An 18,048-nucleotide genomic window follows, 5' to 3' on the forward strand; every position below is an offset into this window, starting at 1 on the left:
GCCTGCCGATGTTTGTGTAACCATTGGTAAAGAGAACCCCACCGGGAATGTCTATATCAATTACATGATCGAGGATCTATTTGTCCATGGCTAAGTTGTCTTCCCCTTGTTCACAACGCGCAACCCGACGCGCAACACTGATCACGAGCCTCGCCCTGAGCGCGTCCCTGATACTGTCCGGTTGTGGTGGCGCCGAAGGCACCGGCGACGTTGATGCTCTGGATGTCGTTGACTTCGAACAGTCCGACCCACAGCAGGCTCCTGACGTGACCGTGGATGGAGCGATCGAGGCCGATGAGGTCTCCACCCGAGTTTTGGAACAAGGCGAGGGCGAAACCTTGGATGACGAAGATCTGGCCCTGATCCACACGGCGGTGGTTGACCCGACCAATTCTGAGGTGACACAAGAATCGTTCACCGGCAATGGGGAGGCCCTCTACATCGATCCCCGCTTAGCCGAAGAAGACCCGACCCTACACGAAGCGCTAACCACGAACCCCATCGGGTCCCTGATGGCCTACTACGTGCCAGCCAACACCTATGGCAACGGCACACCCGATCAGCTCTTGGTGTTTCGGATCTCCGAAGAATTGCCCACCCACGCCGACGGCGAACCCGTGGACGAATCAGAATTAGACCCCGCCTTGCCGACCGTCACCGAGAACGAGGAGAACGGCGAGCCCACCATCGAAACCCCGGAAGGCGACCCCCCGGAGGACCTCGAAGTCGAGGTGCTGAAGGAAGGCGAGGGCGAACAGGTCGATTCCAACTCGTTTGTGACCGTCCAGTACCGCGGTATTAAGTGGTCTGATGGTGAAGAGTTTGACTCTTCCTGGGCCAACCGTAGCCCAGCACAGTTTGACATCAACGGCTTGATTGAGGGTTGGAAGGAAGGCCTGGACGGTCAGCAGGTCGGCTCCCGCGTGCTGATCTCGGTTCCGCCCGAGCAAGGTTATGGCGATTCGGAAGGTCATGAGCTCCAGGAGGAAACCCTGGTGTTCGTCGTCGACATTCTGCACAAAGTCGACATGACCCCGCCCGAAGGTGCCGACCAGCCTGCTCCTTCAGATGAGGCCTCTGAATAGGACGACAAACACGATAGGGTGTGCCCCAACACCCCTAAGTAGCAACTCTGTGAGGATTCACCATGTCTTTTGGCCAACGCCACTACGACCGGACCCGTCCCGAGATCGATTTTCCGGGGGATACGCCTCCGACTGAGCTGGTCATTGAGGATGTGATCACCGGGGCCGGCCCCGAGGTCACAGCCGGGGATAAAGTTTCCTGCCACTACGTAGGTGTCGCCTGGTCGACCGGTGCCGAGTTTGATGCCTCGTGGAACCGAGGCACACCTCTGGACTTCACGGCCGGAATCGGTCAGGTGATCCCAGGCTGGGATCAGGGGTTACTCGGCATGAAGGCCGGAGGCCGTCGTCGCTTGGAGATTCCACCCCACCTGGCTTATGGTGAGCGTGGTGCCGGTGCTGACATCGGCCCGAACGAGACCCTGATTTTCGTCGTCGACCTGGTGAGCGTGAACTAATTAGCACCAAACAACAGCGCAGTGTTGAACGCATCGTCTCCCTGATGTGGCTCCTGCTGGACTCCACACAGGGACTGACGAAGCGTCAGATTCGGCACTGCGTTGACGACTATCGCGAACTCAACGACGACAGTTTCGACCGACAGTTCACCCGGGATAAGACCAGTCTGCGAGACATCGGCATCCCGCTGGTTTCCGATGAGATCGAAACGCTGGAGCACACCGAGCACCGGTACCGGATTGATCGGGACCAGCTATTCTTGCCTCCCATCGATCTGGAACCAGAAGAGTTCCGTGCCCTGAATCAGGCCCGTGGGGTCTGGGACCATACCCCACTGCAAGCTGCAGCACGACGTGCCACCGGCCGGATGGGACTGCAGACGGCCACTCAGTACGAGCACGGTACCGAACCCAGCCTCTCAGCACAGCTGGCCAATACGTCGAAAAACCTGGTGCAACTGTCCAAGATGGCTCTCGCCCAGCAGGTGATCCGATTCGGCTACCGTGCTGCAGATGGCACCTACTCGGCCCAGCGGTCCGTCCGGGCCTGGGTCGTGGTCATGGCCAACGGACAGTGGTATCTGGTGGGGTGGGATCTGGACCGACAAGCGGTCCGGAATTTCCGCCTGACTCGGTTCACCACTGATCCCAAACCGGTCACCGACCGTGACCCGAATACACTACCGACCGACTCCCAACGCCCGGTAGATCTGGACGTGTCCGCACTGCAACGTCAGCTGATCCCCACCGACGATCCGCTCACCACGGTGCAGGTTTGGGTTGCGGACGGCCACGGCCCGCAATTGCGAATGCTGGGGACCGTACTGCAGTCCTCGAGCTCGACCCCGGGTTGGGACCTGGTAGAGATTCCAGCCGCACACACCGTGGGCATCCACCAGCTTTTGGCTCGCGCGGTCGGCCACGTCGTGGTGGACCCACACCATCACCCCGATCTGGCGCAGTCGCTTCTGGCCCAGTGGCAACAGGTCATCGACGCCCACCAGCGACCCGATCCCGCCGGTTTTGATCTTCGAGCACCCAAACGTGAGCGCTTACGGGCCGCCGAAACCGAGCGGATCGCCCGTTTGCTCGACATTGTCGCAATTCTCAATGTCCGCGGTCGAACCAGTCGCGAAGAGCTCAAGTCTCGGCTGGGTTTGAGCGATCAGCAACTGAGCAAAGATCTCAACGTATTGCAGTTCTGTGGGATGCCCGAACGAGATTTTGCCGGCCAGCAATTTGATATCGACCAGGTCGGTGATTCGGTGGAAATCTACCAGGCCGAAGACCTACAAGCGCCGCGCCGGTTCTCACGGCCCGAGGGCACGGCCCTGCTCTCAGCCCTGGATGCCCTGCAACGACAGGGAATCGCCAGCGAGCAGGAACTACAGGCCATCCGCAGTGCCCGGGCCAAAATTGATCGTGCCATCCGAACCTCAGCACCGGCCGATCATGATGACCCCGACCAGTCCCTTAACATCGTGGCTTTATTCCCGGACCTATCCTTGGGCCCCTACCAACAGCTGGCTCAAGATATTCACCGGGCCATCAGTGACCGCCGGGTGATCGTTATCGACTACTACGGCCAGTTCGCTGATCGAGTCACCACCCGGGAGATCGAACCGTTGCGATTACTGTTCTACCGGCAACACACCTATGTGCAGGCCTGGTGTCGTCGTGCGAATGCCGAACGGTCCTTCCGGCTCGATCGGATCGGGCGTTTGGCCGAGACCGAGGACACCTTCACCCCACATGTGGCCTTGCACGCATTGGGCCTGCCCACCACCGGCGAGACGCATGATGACCATGAGACGTTGGTGGTGCAGTGCCTGTTCTCCTACCGTTTGAAGGATCTGGTACCCACCTACGATCCTGTCCGTGTGGCCGAACTCGATGACGGTCGCGTGGTTGCGGAACTACGCATGCATTCGATGCGTGCTCTGCAGGATCTGGTCACCTCCCACCCCGGAGAAATCCAGGTACTGGGCACCACACCACAGTCCCGTCGCGTGCGAGATGAGCTCGTCGAGCGCCTGGATGGAGCAATCGCCACCCAGCACCGTGCCATGACAAAGCAGGACTTTCTGTCACCGGTGACATCTAGATCGCTGTAGACTGTTCCACAGCTACGGAAAGGACGTGCCATGTTACCTAAGGGTTGGCCACTGGTCATCGTTATCATTCTTATTCTTCTGCTGTTTGCAGCACCCAAATTGCCACAGTTGGCCCGCAATCTGGGCCAGTCCATGCGCATTTTCCGCTCCGAGGTCAAGCAGATGAAAGATGAGGACCAGGACTCCGAGAAGTCCCAGTCCTCGCAGAAGGACTCCGCTGAGTCCGAGCAGGGCTCCGATATCCGCGCCGTGGAAGGCACGGTGGTCGAAGACGAGCCGAAGCAACAGCACTCGGAACACACCGCTCAGAACAACAACCGCTCCTAAATTTTTATCGGTGTGACTTTTCACGTCCATGACTGAAAACTCCTCCTCCGACCCTGGTTCGAGTAGCACGAGCACCACCGGCAAAAAGAAGTCGCGCACCACCACACGTCGCCGTCACAACCCCGAGGGGCAAATGCCCCTGAAGGCCCACCTCACAGAGCTCCGCAACCGCATCATCAAAGCAGGGCTCGCCCTGGTGGCCGGCACGATCGTGGGTTTTATCCTCTATCAGCCCACCTTCACGATGATCACCGAACCGGTGTCACGGTTAGACACCGCAGAGCATCCGGCCGAGGTCGTGTTTTCTTCGGTCGCTCAGCCGTTCGACATCATGTTGCAGGTCGCGCTTTTTACCGGTGTGGTGATCTCCAGCCCGATCTGGCTGTATCAGTTGTGGGCCTTCATCATGCCGGGGCTGAAGAAAAACGAGAAGATCTACACGCTCGGTTTTCTCGCCGCGGCAATCCCGCTGTTCATCGGCGGGGTGGTGTTGGGCTGGGTCGCGTTGCCCCAGGCACTGTCTTTTTTCACCTCACTGACTCCGGAAGGTACCGCGCACCGGATTCAAGCCACCGTCTATATTCCCTTTGTGCTCCGGTTGTTGCTGGTCTTCGGGGTGGCCTTGGTGTTGCCGGTAATCTTGGTGGGTCTGAATATGGCCGGGGTGATCTCGGGCAAACAGATCCTGAAACAGTGGCGGATCTCGGTGATTGTCATCGCCGTGGTGGCAGCCATGGCGGCCCCGGGCTCGGATGTGATCACCATGTTCTTCATGGGGCTGCCACTGACCATCTTGTTCTTTGTGGCCTTGGTGATCTGTCTGGTTAATGACAAGCGTCGGGTGAAGCGTCAGACCAAAAAACAACGACAGCTCGATGAGGAGATTCAGCGCGGGGCGAGGCCACTAGGGGAACTTTAATCGTTTCCCCTAGGCTGAATAGCATGACCGAGGCAGATCAGCACTTATCACCCGCCGAACGCTATGCGCTGGATGCCAAGCGTCGACGGCAAGCTCGCACTCCGCTCGGCGAGTTTTCCGCCTCACTGGGTTTTCAGCTCGATGAGTTCCAGCAACAAGCCTGTCAGTACCTGCAACAGGGCCACTCGGTCTTGGTAGCTGCGCCCACCGGGGCGGGAAAAACCATCGTGGGAGAGTTCGCAATTCATCTCGCCCAGTCCTCGGGGCTCAAGGCTTTCTATACCACCCCGATTAAAGCGCTCAGCAATCAGAAGTACACCGATCTGGTTCAGCGCTACGGAGCCGCGCAGGTGGGGCTACTCACCGGGGATGTGGCTCGCAACCCGGATGCTCCTATTGTCGTGATGACCACCGAAGTGTTACGTAATATGCTCTATGCCGACGCGGAGCCACTGAGAAATCTCGGCTACGTCGTCATGGATGAAGTCCACTACCTGGCCGACCGTTTCCGCGGTGCTGTGTGGGAAGAAGTCATTATCCATCTTCCCGAGCACGTTGCGTTAGTGTCGTTGTCGGCTACGGTCTCCAATGCCGAAGAGTTCGGCGCCTGGCTGGATACGGTGCGGGGTTCCACCAAGGTCGTGGTCTCCGAACACCGTCCGGTCCCACTCTGGCAACACGTCATGGCCGGAAAGAATCTTTACGACCTGTTTGCCACCACCGGTGAAGGTGTGGAGAAACCCAAGCTCAATCCGGAGCTGGCGAAGATTGCCAGCGAACAGCAACGAGCCGGTCAGCCCGCCCACTGGGGTAAACCCGGTTCCGGAAAACGCGGTCGCGGTGGCAAGAGAGGAAAGGGTGGCAAAGGAAGCGCATACCGCTTCCGCAACCACACCTCCCAGCACCGCCACAGTCCCGGCCCGCGCGCCCAGTCGATGGCTACACAGACCCGAACCTCCCGCCCAACGATGGTGCGGGTACTCGAACGCGAAGCGCTGTTGCCCTGCATTACCTTCATCTTCTCCCGTGCCGGTTGTGATGCTGCGGTAGAACAGTGTCTGCAAACCGGCCTGGATTTGACCACTCCGGCAGAAAAACGCGCCATTGAGGATCTGGTTGACCAAGCCGGAGCGACGCTACCCGAGCACGACCGTGACGTGCTGGGCTTTTGGGGGTGGCGCGATGGCCTGAAACGTGGTTTCGCCGCCCACCATGCCGGCATGTTGCCACCGTTCAAAGAGGTGGTGGAGGAACTGTTCGCCGCCGGGCTGGTCAAGGTCGTGTTCGCCACCGAAACCCTGGCGTTGGGCATTAATATGCCAGCCCGTACGGTGGTGTTAGAGAAGTTGGTGAAGTTCAATGGTGAAACCCACGCACCCATCACGCCGGGGGAGTACACCCAGCTGACCGGGCGAGCTGGACGACGTGGCATTGACATTGAGGGTCACGCGGTGGTGATGTGGTCCGACCACCGGTTCGAACCTCATCAGGTGGTCGGGTTAGCCTCGCGTCGCACCTACCCGCTGAATTCCTCGTTCAAGCCCACCTACAATATGGCCGTAAACTTATTGGCGGTCTACGGTCTCGATACTGCCCGGGGGATTCTGGAGTCGTCGTTCGCCCAGTTCCAGGCCGACCGGTCCGTGGTGGGTCTGGCCCAACAGGTCAAAGAACAAGAAAAGTCCTTAGAGGGATACCGGCAGGCGATGAGCTGTCATCTGGGGGACTTCACCGAGTATGCTGCCCTCCGCCGAGAGCTGGCCGCGGCTGAAAAATCTGCGTCCCGGGTGAAAAAACGTGCCCGGCGCGATGCTGAAGAACAATCCTTGACCCGGTTGGTGGTTGGCGACATTATCGAGGTCACAGGCCCCCGGAAATTCGGGGTGTGTACCGTGGTCTCCACCGCCGGCAACCCCCATAACCCCCGAGTTGCGGTCATTACCCATAAGGGGCAGTTTCGCCGGGTCGGCACTGATGATCTCGCGGAACCGGTGGAACCGATCGGGTCGGTGAATTTGCCCAAGAATCTGCTCACCAAGACTCCCACGCAACGCAAAACGATTGCCTCCTGGGCTCGCGAAGCCCTGCGCCGGAATCAGAAACCTCGGCCGCGCGAAGAAATCACCGGGTTCCGGTACCGGGATGAATCCGCGATCGAACGCGTCGAACAGTTGCGGGCGATGTTGCGCGCCCATCCATGCGATACCTGTGCCGACCGAGAAGAACACGCCCGCTGGGCCAACCGGTGGGCCACGTTGCGCTCTGAAACCGACCGGTTGATCTCCACAATCGACTCGCGGACCAACACGATTGCCACCACCTTCGAACGCATCCTGGGCTTGTTGGCCGATTACGACTACGTCGATCTGGAAACCGAGACGCTCACCAAACCCGGACACGTCCTGCGCCGGATCTATGGGGAACGTGACCTGTTGACCGCATTGTTGCTTCAAGACGGGGTGACTGACACCATGTCGCCCGAAGACCTAGCCGGGCTGGCGGCGCTGTTGGTATTTGAGGGCCCCGAGGAGGAATTGATCGTCCAACCCGATATGCCCACCCCGGCACTGACCGAGGCGCTGGATGCCAGCGACGCGATCTGGTACCAGCTCCAAGATGCCGAGTCACAAGCCAGTCTGAAAGTCACTCCGCAACCGCACCCGGGGTTGGTGTGGCCAGTCTTCCGGTGGGTTCGCGGTCAATCGTTGACCCTGTGCCTGTCCGGCACCACGCTAGCGGCCGGAGACTTTGTCCGGTGGGCCCGGCAAGTGATCGATATGCTGGACCAGCTGGCGAAGGCCAGCCCGGATGCGGATTTTTCCCGGCGGTGCTTTAAAGCCAAGGACCTGGTTAATCGCGGCATCGTCTCCTACTCCGCCAGCCCCGACCCGCTGGGGGAGGATGGCCCCGACCCGCTCGATTCCCTGGAGTCGGACGAACCTACTGGGACCACCGATGAGACCCGCTGAGAACAGGAGAGAGAACACGCTATGAGCCTGCTACTGCGTAACGGCTTCATCCACACCGCTGATGACCCTTTTGCCACCGCGGTGCTCATTGAGGATCAGACCATCTCCTGGGTGGGGTCCGAGGAAACCGCTGACGCGATGGTCAAGGCCACTACCGACCCCGAGCCCACTGTCGAAGTGGACTTGGCAGGAGCCTTGGTGGTGCCAGCTTTCATCGATGGTCTGAGTACTCAGGCCCCCGACGTGACCACCGGATCCGAAGACCGGCAACTGGTGTCGATGACGACCGAGGCGGAATCGGTGGAGGACCACAATGCGGTGGTACGCTACGGTCCGATCGGCTCTGTAGCCCCACAGTGGTGGATCCCTCACCAGGAGATCGATGACGGGTTGACCCAGTTGCTCGAACACAGTGACCGGACACCGGCGGTGCAGGCGTTGATCGGCTCGAGGTCACCACACGAGTTGGATACGATTCTGTCTCGACTCGAAGGAGCCGATGCCGGTTGGCTAATGCGGGCCCGCCACCGGGTAGTGGCCAATCACCCGCTCAGCGCCGAGCAGATTCAGCGCATGCGAGCAACACAGTTGTCGTTGACTGTCACACCGCTCTGCTCGGACACACCCGAATTGCAGGCGCCGCTGGCCGATGTGGTCGCAGCCGGCATCCACCTCAGCCTGGGTTCCGGGGATGATGAAGCCAGCCACGAGAATATGTGGCGGGTCGTCACCGCAGCGGTGGAACACCCAGACCCCGCCCAGCGACTATCCACCCGGGCAGCCTTTCATGCGGTGACTCGCAACGGGGTACGGGTTTTGCCCTCGGTGATCTCCCAGCGGTTATTCCAGCACGGTCGGATTAGGGTCGGCTCACCGGCGCGGTTGGGTGTCTACACCGGGACCGAGCTGGGCGTGCAAGTGCCGGATGAATCCAGCGCCCAATTTTCCACAGATGCCCGGGCCGGCTCGGCGTTATTGCCGATCGTGGATTCCGCTACCCCCTTGCCGCAGCGCCAGGCCACTGTGGTGGGAGAGGACTACCGGGGGTGACGGGGACGCAAGCTCAGCTACCACGAGAAGAGAACACTCCGCGCTATACTCATGCGAGGAGAAGTCCAGCACGGCTAATCGAGGAGAGCCATGAAAGTACTGACCATCATCCCAACCTATAACGAGGCAGAATCCTTGCCCGGAACTCTGCAGCGCGTGCGAGTGGCTAACCCCGAGGTGGATGTCTTAGTGGTCGACGATAATTCTCCCGACGGCACCGGCGAGTGGGCCGATGAGCAGGCAACTCAGGACTCTCAGCTCCACGTGTTACACCGCACCGAAAAGAACGGGCTAGGTGGGGCCTATTTGGCTGGTTTCGCCTGGGGCCTGGAGCGTGGCTACGACGTGCTGGTGGAAATGGACGCCGACGGCTCCCACCAGCCTGAACAATTGCACCGGCTCCTAGACGCGGTCAATCAGGCTGATCTGGTGATCGGTTCGCGCCGGGTGCCCGGTGGCAAGATGGTCAACTGGCCTTGGTACCGCAAGCTGATTTCGATGGGTGGTTCGGTATACCCACGAATTCTCTTGGGGCTAAAACTCACCGATATCACCGCCGGTTACCGCGCCTACCGTGCTGACACGCTTCGGGAGCTTGACTTGGATGCTGTCCAGTCCAAGGGGTATGGCTTTCAAGTGGACATGACCTTCCGCACCGCGCTGGCCGGTAAGCGTATCGTTGAGGTGCCCATTACCTTCGTTGAGCGCGAGTTCGGCGAGTCCAAGATGAGTGGCAATATCATCACCGAAGCACTGGTAAATGTCACCAAGTGGGGTGTGCAGGCTCGCTGGGAGACCGCCAAGAAAAAACTCGGCCTGAACTAAATTCACTGCCAAGAGCCAAGAGCTGAGACACCCCTCCCTTAAGCACCACGCAGGAGTGAGAAAGGGTGCCTGTCGCTACGGCAGTGGCTCTTCACCACGACGTTCCCGCAGGGCATTCAGCCGTTGTTTGAGCGATTCTTCGAGTTCTTCGATACTACGACGCTCCAGCAACATATCCCAGTGGGTCCGCACCGGTTTGGAGTTGTCTTCGACGTGCTGTTCACCGTTGACCAGCCGCGCCTCTTTACCGGTTTTTGTGGTCCAGGTGGGGGGAACTTCAGCTTCAGCGGCGAAGGTGACAATGACGGTTTCACCGTCTTCGCAACGGTACTCCACCCGCTGTCGGGCTGCCGGCTCCACACCGGCTTCAGTTTCCATGGACTGCGAACCTAGCCGCATCCCGCGAAGACTGCGATCACTCATCCAATAACTCCTCTATATCAACCTCAGTGGTGCTACCGCTGGCCCGGCAGAACACCGGCGCAAACTACCACTATAGATCATTGCTGATCGTCAGCACGACCGGCCTGCGGTGGATGGGGCGGACGGGCCGGCAGTCCATCCGCAGTGAAATCAGGCTCGGCCAAGGCCTCTTCCAAGCTGGTGTGCGACAGCTTGGGAGCCTTGGGAGCGTGCTCAGCAACCTCAGCGGCAGTAGTCGGCCGGGGCTTACGCCGGGCGCGACGCTGTTCGGACTCTGCAGTTCCAGCGGAGTCATGCTCCGAAGTACGCGGGGTCCAAGTAGTCTCAGCGCCATCGGCCGAGGAATTATTCCCGGTCCCGGTCTGAGGTGTCGACTGAGAACCATTCTGGTCGGTGGAGTTTCTCGGGCCAACGGGATCGCCACTGGGTCCGGGAACATGGAAACCGCCAGCAATATTCTTCAACGCGTCAGTCAGTTCAGACGGGATGATCCACATCTTATTGGAGTCGCCTTCGGCCAGTTTGGGCAAAGTTTGCAAGTACTGGTAGGCCAACAGATCCTGATCCGGGCGACCGGCGTGGATGGCCTCGAATACCGTGGTGATGGCCTCAGCTTCGGCGTTGGCACGCAAGATTCTGGCCTGGGCCTCACCTTCAGCAGCCAGCACCGAAGCCTCGCGATTACCTTCCGCGGTCAAGATCTCGGATTGCTTTTCACCCTCAGCGGTGAGAATCGCGGCACGACGATCACGCTCTGCGCGCATCTGCTTTTCCATCGAGTCCTGAATTGAGGGCGGGGGATCGATAGCTTTCAGCTCTACACGAGAGACCCGGAGCCCCCATTTGCTGGTGGCTTCATCCAGCACGCCACGCAACTGAGTGTTAATCGAATCGCGGGAGGTCAGTGCCTGTTCGAGGTTGAGACCACCTACCACGTTGCGGAGCGTGGTTGTGGCCAGGTTTTCCACGGCGTGAATGTAGTTGGCAATCCCGTAGGTGGCGCGGTTAGGGTCGGTGACCTGGAAATATACCACCGTGTCAATGGAGACCACCAGGTTGTCCTCGGTGATGACCGGTTGTGGCGGGAAGGAGACCACCTGTTCACGCATATCAATCAGCGGTAGCATCCGGTCGATGATCGGTACCAGCATGGTCAGGCCCGCTCCTTGAGTACGCTGGTACTTCCCCAAGCGTTCCACGATGCCCGCGCGAGCCTGGGGGACGATTTTGATGGCACTCGCCAGTACCGCGATGATCACGATGGCCAAGATGATCATCACGACGACAAGAATGATTTCTCCGGCACTCATAGTTCCTCCGGGATGAGTTTGTTGGGGCCTTTCAATTGTTCAACGCAATGAACGCTTTAGGGTGACAGATCTAACACGAGTATATCGAGACCTCGCAGACGGGCATAGCCACCGCACGGCCTATCGCTGAGGACGGACCCATAAGATCGCGCCGTCAACCCGCTCGATCACGACTTCCTGATCCACCGCCAGAGGCATCGGGCTGGTGGTGCGAGCCGACCAAATCTCGCCATCGAGCTTGACGAAACCCGCGTGTTCTGACACCTCGCTAGTCACCGCCGCATTCCGGCCCGGATAGGCCTCGATCGAGTCATCGTGCGGATGACTGCCCGGCAAGCTCAAATGTCGCATCGCCACCGGACGCAGGGCAAATAACAACACCGCTGCTACCGCCGCGAATACGCCAATTTCCGCCGCGAAGGGGATGCCGAACAACGAGGCGATCAAGGCTCCGAGCGCGCCACCGGCAAGCATGAGAAAGATCAGATCCAACATCATGAGCTCAACGAGTACTGAGCCGGCAGCGACGACCAGCCACAGCACCCAGGTGTTGTCAGACAGCCAGTCGAACATCCTGTGACCTCCTGAATGTGGTCGCCGAAGCACTCTCGGTTCCGTTGTGTCGTAGCCTACCGAAAAGCACCGCCCAACACAGTACTCACACTTGACCAGCACAGACGATTCTATTTATAATTCAAGTAATAAAAAATATCCATATCGACCTAGGGGAAAGGTAGCAACGATCCCAACGTTCACTATTCAATCCCAGAATCACACTGTCCCTCGGGACCGAGATTGTCGAAGAACATCACTCAACCCCGTAAACTAGAAGAATGGCTACTGTATATCTCGCCGAAACAGAACCAGATAGAAATAGTATTCTCTCGGATTGGGTTGCTTCCCAATACTGGGGATCTGATGAAGACATAGAGATCGTCGGTAGCTACCATTTTGATGACACCGAAGGCTCCATCATGCTCGAAGGGTTCATCCTGCATCAAGGTGAACGCTTCTTACACGTGCCGGTTACATACCGCCTGAAGCCCCTGGCTGGCGCTGATTCATACCTGGTTGCCGAAATGGAGCACCCAGCGGTCGGACATCTGTGGATCTACGATGCGCTCGCGGATCCTGTGGCCGTACATTTGCTCAATCTGGCGATTGCCGGAGAAATTCAGCAAGCTGTTCCGTATTTCTATAATGCCGATGGACAGTACCTGGGGTCCGAAGAGTCAAACATCACACTGATCGTGCGTGGCGAGGTTCCTGAGCCCTGGGGCCAGGTCGGTGCACACCACGTCTTATTGCTAGACCAAACCGAGAGCACCACACGACGCATCGTGGCGATGTGGGACTCTGGTCAGTCCACCATCTATGAGCTCCTGGCACCGCAACCAACCTCGGATGAGACCACCACACCAGAAGAGACCGGCTCGATCGACTAAAACCACGAGCGAAAATCAGCCCGGGCGACCGTCTCTGGCCGGACCAATGGGTAAAACGCCGATAATCTACATTATGTCAACTTAACTCTGTATCGAGGTTTTCGGAGGGATCATCTGTCTATGTCAGCGCCCGTCTCCACCCCGCACGGCTCCTACCCCCGTCTCACGCTGGGTACGGCCACCTTTGATGCAGCCAATCCTGCGATCATCACCCCGCTCATGGGTTCGGGACGAAAACAGCTTCTGGGGCAGGCGGCATCGATCCGGGCCCATCCCGACTTCTCTTCGATCTCCGTGGTCGAATGGCGCGTGGACTTCTACGACAAATATGCCCAGCCGGCAAAGGTCACAGCCGTTTACGAGGAACTCATCGAGTTCTTTGGCGAGGTGCCGGTCTTGGCCACACTCCGAACGAGCGCCGAAGGCGGTCAGGCCGACGTCAGTGATCAGACGTACGTGCAGATTTTGACGGCGCTGGCGACCACACCGGGTGCTGTGATCCTTGATATTGAAACGGCGCGAGGCACCGCAGTCGAAGCGCTTGACCAGGCGCAGGCTCATAACGTCGCCACGCTGGGGTCTTACCACGATATTGAGCACACCCCATCGAGCTTCGATATTCTCGAACGACTCCAAACCATGGGTTACCGCGGATATGATCTGGCCAAGATCGCGGTGATGCCCAACTCCCCCTCGGACGTGATCCGGATCTATGAGGCCACCTATCAGGCCGCCTCGGTCCTGACGCAACCAGTGATTTCCGTAGCCATGGGCCCGCTGGGCGTGGGATCACGGCTCTCGGGCGGAGTTTTCGGTAGCGCCGCGACCTTTGCCACCCTTCAGGGCGCTTCAGCGCCGGGCCAGGTGCCTGTGCGCTTGGTCGTTGAGGCTGGCCAGGCGATCTATACTTCGGCGAAAAATTCAAAGGATGAGACACCATGACTCACCCAGTCCCCTCCCCCTCGCGAGCAACCGAACAAGTCACCCAGCCTGTCCCAGGTGGCCGATGGCGCCCGATCGTGGCAGTGGTGATCGATATCGCCCTGGTGGCCGGATTTGCCGCACTCGGGATGAGTTCACACCAAGAAGAGATCACCGGTAGCGAGTTGTTCCGCGTGGCCGCCCCCTTTGCCATCGCCTGCCTATTCGCCAGTATCATGACAGGTTTTTGGCACAGCTGGCAGCGCATGTGGCCCGCTGGACTGGTGGTTTGGCTCTCCACAGTGTTTATTGGTGTGGCATTACGCGTGCTGATTTTCTCCGACGGTTCCCACTGGAGTTTCGTCACCGTCTCACTCATCGTGTTGGGCATCCTGCTACTCGGGCGCCGGGCCATCTCCCAGCTGATCACCGCAGCCCTTATCCGATCCGCACAGCGCAGTGTAGAGACAGACTAGACTAAGGGTCAGCCCGTCGTTGAACCGGCAGATATCGAAGGAGACACGGTGATGGTTACTGCGTTCGTGATGATCAAGACGGACACGAATCGTATTCCGGAGGTCGCAACTGAACTGGTGGATCAGGACGGTATCGCTCAGGTGTATTCGGTCACCGGATCGTGGGACTTGGTGGCCATTGTCCGGGTGCGTGAGTTCGACGACCTCGAAGACGTGATTTCTGATCGTCTCTCCAAGATTGAGGGCATCGTCGATACCGAAACCATGCTGGCGTTCCGTGCCTATTCCCAGCACGATCTAGGAGAAGGCTTCGCCCTGGGATTCGACTAACAGTCGACAGCACCGAGTAGGTTTTACCCAGCCCCGGAAACTGGCTGGTGGCTAGTTCCCCTGTGAAACCGCAACCCAGGTGGTCAGCACCTCAGCGGCCGCACCGGAATCAATGGACTCTCGGGCTCGATCCATGTTCTTGCCGATACGTTCAAACAGATGCCCTTCGGCCGAGGTGTCATAGGCAGTGAGCCCGGCGGCGGTGTTCAGTAGCACCGCATCCCGCACGGGACCTGGCTGACCAGCCAGCAACTTGCGAACGATCGTGGCGTTGTACTCGCCGTCTTTGCCGGCCAGCGCTTCGACCGGTTGCAATGAAATCCCGAAGTCCTGCGGGTTCAGCTCGTAGGTTTCAACCGCGCCGTCGCGAATCTCGTAAATCGTCGACGGACCCGAGGTGGTGATCTTATCGCGCCCGTCGCAACCGCGGAAGACCATCCCGCGAGTTCCACGATCCCTTAACACGCCGGCCAGTTTCGGGGCCATGGCTTCATGGGCGCATCCCATCGCCTGGGCCTCCGGGCGCGCAGGATTGGACAGTGGCCCGAGGAAATTGAAAGCCGTGGGCACACCGAGTTGTTTCCGGGTGGGCGCAACGAAACGCATCGAGGGGTGGTATTCCTGAGCAAACAGGAAGGTAATACCGGCCCGTTCCAGACACTCGGCCGCGCGGGTGTGCGCCATGGTCAGATCAACACCGAGGGACTCGATCACATCAGCGGCCCCTGCCGTGGAGGACGATCCACGGTTACCGTGTTTAATGACTTTCGCTCCGGCTCCTACCGCCACCAACGAAGACATGGTCGACAGGTTTACCGTACCTAACCGGTCTCCCCCAGTGCCCACGATATCGACCGCATCGGGGCTCAGATCGATCTGGGCAGCTTGCGCGAGCATCGCGTTGGCCAGTCCCATCAGCTCTTCGACCGTCTCACCCTTGGACGCCAGTGCGACGAGAAAACCAGCGATCTGGGCGTCCGACGCGTTGCCAGACATCATCTCGGTCATCGCCCACGAAGCAGATTCTACGGACAGATCTTCGCCGTGGATCACCGACGATAACAGGCTCGGCCAGGTGTGTGTGGAGCAGTTCGCTGTGGTATGCACGATCTCATCCTAGTACCTGCACGGCGCAGAACGTGCGCGAGTGAACACCAACATCACAGCCTCACGCCGCACCCGCTCATCACGAAACCTGTGCTGGCAACTCGGACCGCGAAAAGTCTCCTTTATGCCACGACGCCCTCGCTTCGCGGGTATTCACCTGCCGACGTTATCGCTCGTCGAGAATATGCGCGAACAAAACCAGCGCCTTCCGGAAATTGACATGTCGCAGAAAATTGATCCCACGGCACGACGCATCATCATCTGGGCGATTCTTCTTGTCCTGTCTTTGGCTCTGTTCGGCATCTCAGTGCTTGCTCAAACGCACCTGTCGAACAACGCCGCGACGTTGTCAACCGATCAAGTCAACCTGTCAGACGCAGTCGTTCTCTGGTGCGGTTTGCCCGGCATATTCTCCGCGACAATCCTCATCATCCTCGCTTTGAACGCCGACGAAACCCGGTTTTTGGAGAAAGCAGGGCTCCCCTCATCACCAAACACAGGTGCTTACCCATGCTTCGGGCGTCATCTTCCATGGCCTGCCGAAAACTGACTAAAAGGGTGTTGAAACCTGCAAAAACACTGAAAAATCAGGCCACTTGAGGGCCTCTAAGTGTTCTGTGTCACTCATTTTCCTCGTGAAACACGGCTCAACGATTGGAGAACGAGCCCACTTTCAGTCCATAATGAGAGGGTGACAACTACGACTCAAACCATCTCGCACCCCACCACAGGTTTCCCCTCCCGGCCGAATCTCGTCCAGGTCGGGACCATTGTTTGGTTGGCCTCCGAAATTATGTTTTTCGGCGGGCTGTTTGCCATGTACTTCACCCTTCGCTCGACGTCTCCGACCCTCTGGGCGGAAAACACCGAGATGCTCAGTGTGCCACTGGCGACTGTAAATACCTTGATTCTGGTCGCCAGTTCTTTTACGGCACAGTTTGGTGTTTTCGCTGCTGAACGCCTGCAACCCCGGCGCACCGGAGGCGTCTTGAATATCGGCAAATGGGGCATGGTCGAATGGTTCGTGCTGACCTTCATTATGGGCACGGTCTTCGTCGCCGTTCAGTCCTTCGAATATGCCGAGCTGGTTCAACACGGCGTCACCATCGCGTCCAGCGCCTACGGTTCGGCGTTCTACATCACGACTGGTTTCCACGCCCTGCACGTTGCCGGTGGTTTGGTTGCGTTCTTGTTCGTGATCGGTCGCGCTTTCTTGGCAAAACGCTTCGGTCACCATGAAGCGACCACGGCTATTGTGGTCTCCTACTATTGGCACTTTGTCGACGTTGTTTGGTTGGTGCTGTTCGGAATTATCTATTTCCTCCAGTAACCTAAACACTGCACAACTTAATCATCATTTGCACCCCGAGGTCGTCGAACCGGAAGTGTCACATCCGGTTGGGCAAAAACGTAAGGAACTAATCAGTGAAGGCTCTGTCACAGAACCGTCGCCACCCCGCCGTGGCCGTCGCATTGTTGCTCATCGGGCTGCTGTTGACCGGTGGCCTGTACGCGTTGGCCAGTAGCCTCAATACTGCTAGCGCTACGACGGCTCAAGAGTATTCCGAATCCGATGTCGCTGCCGGCGAGCGACTGTTCAACGCCAACTGCGCCACCTGCCACGGCATGAACGCCACCGGCACCTCCGTTGCACCGTCGCTGGTGGGTGTGGGTGCTGCGTCTGTGGACTTCCAAGTCGGTACTGGTCGTATGCCGATGCAAATGCACGGACCGCAGGCTCAGCAGAAACAGCCCCAATTCAATGACGAACAAACCCAGCAGATGGCAGCCTATGTTGCCTCTTTGGGCGCTGGACCGGCCGTGCCAGAGGACGAATACCTCGACGTCGACCACGACGACGTTGACCTCGCTCGTGGTGGCGAGATCTTCCGCGTCAACTGCGCCATGTGCCACGCCGCCTCGGCTGGCGGTGGTGCCTTGACCCGCGGTAAGTTTGCGCCCACCCTACATGGTGTGGAAGAAAAACACATCTATGAGGCCATGCAGACCGGACCGCAAAACATGCCGGTGTTCTCGGATGCCAATATTTCCCCCGACCAGAAGCGCGACGTGATCGCGTACCTGAAAGAATTTGAGAACCAGGGCCACCCCGGTGGATTTAGCCTGGGCTCTCTGGGCCCGGTTGCTGAGGGGCTGTTCATTTGGACTGCCGGGCTGGGTCTGGTCATCGGCTTCATGGTCTGGCTGTCCTCGCGGTCGTCCTGACCACTGTGACCACTGAGCGCTATCGATAACCCAACACAAGCACATTCATCACTCGAGTAAAGG

General features: G+C 58.9%; 19 protein-coding genes. 15 read left to right on the forward strand and 4 right to left on the reverse strand.

What is annotated here, in order from left to right:
- Window positions 1–86 precede the first annotated feature (86 nt).
- The 8 genes from QDX22_RS02740 to QDX22_RS02775 all read left to right on the forward strand — a co-directional run bounded on the left by QDX22_RS02740 (window position 87) and on the right by QDX22_RS02775 (window position 9,747).
- The gene (locus QDX22_RS02740) at window positions 87–1,085 is read left to right on the forward strand and encodes an FKBP-type peptidyl-prolyl cis-trans isomerase (RefSeq protein ID WP_122549083.1); all 999 of its coding nucleotides are present in this window, start codon (window positions 87–89) and stop codon (window positions 1,083–1,085) included.
- 62 nt (window positions 1,086–1,147) lie between these two features.
- Complete coding sequence (locus QDX22_RS02745; RefSeq protein WP_110123141.1) at window positions 1,148–1,543, forward strand: FKBP-type peptidyl-prolyl cis-trans isomerase; 396 nt, start codon at window positions 1,148–1,150, stop codon at window positions 1,541–1,543.
- Window positions 1,544–1,587: 44 nt separating this feature from the next.
- Complete coding sequence (locus tag QDX22_RS02750) at window positions 1,588–3,657, forward strand: helix-turn-helix transcriptional regulator (RefSeq protein ID WP_279717980.1); 2,070 nt, start codon at window positions 1,588–1,590, stop codon at window positions 3,655–3,657.
- A gap of 30 nt (window positions 3,658–3,687) precedes the next feature.
- Window positions 3,688–3,984: a Sec-independent protein translocase subunit TatA gene (gene tatA / locus QDX22_RS02755; protein ID WP_122549360.1), complete on the forward strand. Its 297-nt coding sequence runs from the start codon at window positions 3,688–3,690 to the stop codon at window positions 3,982–3,984.
- 28 nt (window positions 3,985–4,012) lie between these two features.
- Window positions 4,013–4,903, forward strand: coding sequence for a twin-arginine translocase subunit TatC (gene tatC, locus QDX22_RS02760; protein WP_279675102.1), 891 nt, complete (start codon window positions 4,013–4,015; stop codon window positions 4,901–4,903).
- A 23-nt stretch (window positions 4,904–4,926) separates the two neighbouring features.
- Window positions 4,927–7,872 (forward strand): DEAD/DEAH box helicase, encoded by a 2,946-nt coding sequence (locus tag QDX22_RS02765; RefSeq protein ID WP_122549361.1) that lies wholly within the window; start codon window positions 4,927–4,929, stop codon window positions 7,870–7,872.
- Window positions 7,873–7,893: 21 nt separating this feature from the next.
- Window positions 7,894–8,922, forward strand: a complete 1,029-nt coding sequence (locus tag QDX22_RS02770; RefSeq protein WP_110100558.1) for a hypothetical protein — start codon at window positions 7,894–7,896, stop codon at window positions 8,920–8,922.
- Between the two features lie 90 nt (window positions 8,923–9,012).
- Window positions 9,013–9,747 carry a polyprenol monophosphomannose synthase gene (locus tag QDX22_RS02775; protein ID WP_110098351.1) on the forward strand — a complete coding sequence of 245 codons (735 nt, stop codon included), beginning with the start codon at window positions 9,013–9,015 and terminating at the stop codon, window positions 9,745–9,747.
- A gap of 75 nt (window positions 9,748–9,822) precedes the next feature.
- Here the strand turns inward: QDX22_RS02775 and QDX22_RS02780 are convergent, their stop codons facing one another.
- The 3 genes from QDX22_RS02780 to QDX22_RS02790 all read right to left on the reverse strand — a co-directional run bounded on the left by QDX22_RS02780 (window position 9,823) and on the right by QDX22_RS02790 (window position 12,053).
- Window positions 9,823–10,170, reverse strand: a complete 348-nt coding sequence (locus QDX22_RS02780; protein ID WP_110098352.1) for an RNA polymerase-binding protein RbpA — start codon at window positions 10,168–10,170, stop codon at window positions 9,823–9,825.
- A gap of 77 nt (window positions 10,171–10,247) precedes the next feature.
- Window positions 10,248–11,480, reverse strand: a complete 1,233-nt coding sequence (locus QDX22_RS02785) for an SPFH domain-containing protein (RefSeq protein WP_122549362.1) — start codon at window positions 11,478–11,480, stop codon at window positions 10,248–10,250.
- A 120-nt stretch (window positions 11,481–11,600) separates the two neighbouring features.
- Window positions 11,601–12,053: an NfeD family protein gene (locus QDX22_RS02790; RefSeq protein ID WP_110098354.1), complete on the reverse strand. Its 453-nt coding sequence runs from the start codon at window positions 12,051–12,053 to the stop codon at window positions 11,601–11,603.
- Window positions 12,054–12,313: 260 nt separating this feature from the next.
- Between QDX22_RS02790 and QDX22_RS02795 the strand changes: the two genes are divergently transcribed.
- The 4 genes from QDX22_RS02795 to QDX22_RS02810 all read left to right on the forward strand — a co-directional run bounded on the left by QDX22_RS02795 (window position 12,314) and on the right by QDX22_RS02810 (window position 14,652).
- Complete coding sequence (locus QDX22_RS02795; protein WP_279717981.1) at window positions 12,314–12,925, forward strand: maltokinase N-terminal cap-like domain-containing protein; 612 nt, start codon at window positions 12,314–12,316, stop codon at window positions 12,923–12,925.
- Window positions 12,926–13,045: 120 nt separating this feature from the next.
- Window positions 13,046–13,867, forward strand: coding sequence for a type I 3-dehydroquinate dehydratase (aroD, locus tag QDX22_RS02800; RefSeq protein WP_279717982.1), 822 nt, complete (start codon window positions 13,046–13,048; stop codon window positions 13,865–13,867).
- Window positions 13,864–14,322, forward strand: a complete 459-nt coding sequence (locus tag QDX22_RS02805; RefSeq protein ID WP_110100555.1) for a DUF3054 domain-containing protein — start codon at window positions 13,864–13,866, stop codon at window positions 14,320–14,322. Before aroD ends, QDX22_RS02805 begins: the two co-directional genes overlap by 4 nt.
- 51 nt (window positions 14,323–14,373) lie before the next feature.
- Window positions 14,374–14,652: an Lrp/AsnC family transcriptional regulator gene (locus QDX22_RS02810; protein ID WP_110100554.1), complete on the forward strand. Its 279-nt coding sequence runs from the start codon at window positions 14,374–14,376 to the stop codon at window positions 14,650–14,652.
- 51 nt (window positions 14,653–14,703) lie between these two features.
- Here QDX22_RS02810 and trpD read toward each other — a convergent pair whose 3' ends face one another.
- Window positions 14,704–15,762 carry an anthranilate phosphoribosyltransferase gene (gene trpD / locus QDX22_RS02815; protein ID WP_110100553.1) on the reverse strand — a complete coding sequence of 353 codons (1,059 nt, stop codon included), beginning with the start codon at window positions 15,760–15,762 and terminating at the stop codon, window positions 14,704–14,706.
- Window positions 15,763–15,883: 121 nt separating this feature from the next.
- Between trpD and QDX22_RS02820 the strand changes: the two genes are divergently transcribed.
- From QDX22_RS02820 to qcrC, 3 genes are all read left to right on the forward strand, one after another.
- The gene (locus QDX22_RS02820; protein WP_110100552.1) at window positions 15,884–16,309 is read left to right on the forward strand and encodes a hypothetical protein; all 426 of its coding nucleotides are present in this window, start codon (window positions 15,884–15,886) and stop codon (window positions 16,307–16,309) included.
- A gap of 141 nt (window positions 16,310–16,450) precedes the next feature.
- Window positions 16,451–17,089, forward strand: a complete 639-nt coding sequence (ctaE, locus tag QDX22_RS02825) for an aa3-type cytochrome oxidase subunit III (RefSeq protein ID WP_279717983.1) — start codon at window positions 16,451–16,453, stop codon at window positions 17,087–17,089.
- Between the two features lie 95 nt (window positions 17,090–17,184).
- Window positions 17,185–17,985, forward strand: coding sequence for a cytochrome bc1 complex diheme cytochrome c subunit (gene qcrC / locus QDX22_RS02830; RefSeq protein WP_110110166.1), 801 nt, complete (start codon window positions 17,185–17,187; stop codon window positions 17,983–17,985).
- Window positions 17,986–18,048: the final 63 nt, after the last annotated feature.

Source organism: Auritidibacter ignavus (assembly GCF_029853775.1).
GTDB lineage: Bacteria > Actinomycetota > Actinomycetes > Actinomycetales > Micrococcaceae > Auritidibacter > Auritidibacter ignavus.

Bases quoted from the DNA above. Each gene is read 5' to 3' on its own strand.
- QDX22_RS02740 (WP_122549083.1), top strand. From the start codon at position 87: ATGGCTAAGTTGTCTTCCCCTTGTTCACAACGCGCAACCCGACGCGCA.
- QDX22_RS02745 (WP_110123141.1), top strand. From the start codon at position 1,148: ATGTCTTTTGGCCAACGCCACTACGACCGGACCCGTCCCGAGATCGAT.
- QDX22_RS02750 (WP_279717980.1), top strand. From the start codon at position 1,588: ATGTGGCTCCTGCTGGACTCCACACAGGGACTGACGAAGCGTCAGATT.
- tatA (WP_122549360.1), top strand. From the start codon at position 3,688: ATGTTACCTAAGGGTTGGCCACTGGTCATCGTTATCATTCTTATTCTT.
- tatC (WP_279675102.1), top strand. From the start codon at position 4,013: ATGACTGAAAACTCCTCCTCCGACCCTGGTTCGAGTAGCACGAGCACC.
- QDX22_RS02765 (WP_122549361.1), top strand. From the start codon at position 4,927: ATGACCGAGGCAGATCAGCACTTATCACCCGCCGAACGCTATGCGCTG.
- QDX22_RS02770 (WP_110100558.1), top strand. From the start codon at position 7,894: ATGAGCCTGCTACTGCGTAACGGCTTCATCCACACCGCTGATGACCCT.
- QDX22_RS02775 (WP_110098351.1), top strand. From the start codon at position 9,013: ATGAAAGTACTGACCATCATCCCAACCTATAACGAGGCAGAATCCTTG.
- QDX22_RS02780 (WP_110098352.1), bottom strand. From the start codon at position 10,170: ATGAGTGATCGCAGTCTTCGCGGGATGCGGCTAGGTTCGCAGTCCATG.
- QDX22_RS02785 (WP_122549362.1), bottom strand. From the start codon at position 11,480: ATGAGTGCCGGAGAAATCATTCTTGTCGTCGTGATGATCATCTTGGCC.
- QDX22_RS02790 (WP_110098354.1), bottom strand. From the start codon at position 12,053: ATGTTCGACTGGCTGTCTGACAACACCTGGGTGCTGTGGCTGGTCGTC.
- QDX22_RS02795 (WP_279717981.1), top strand. From the start codon at position 12,314: ATGGCTACTGTATATCTCGCCGAAACAGAACCAGATAGAAATAGTATT.
- aroD (WP_279717982.1), top strand. From the start codon at position 13,046: ATGTCAGCGCCCGTCTCCACCCCGCACGGCTCCTACCCCCGTCTCACG.
- QDX22_RS02805 (WP_110100555.1), top strand. From the start codon at position 13,864: ATGACTCACCCAGTCCCCTCCCCCTCGCGAGCAACCGAACAAGTCACC.
- QDX22_RS02810 (WP_110100554.1), top strand. From the start codon at position 14,374: ATGGTTACTGCGTTCGTGATGATCAAGACGGACACGAATCGTATTCCG.
- QDX22_RS02820 (WP_110100552.1), top strand. From the start codon at position 15,884: ATGCCACGACGCCCTCGCTTCGCGGGTATTCACCTGCCGACGTTATCG.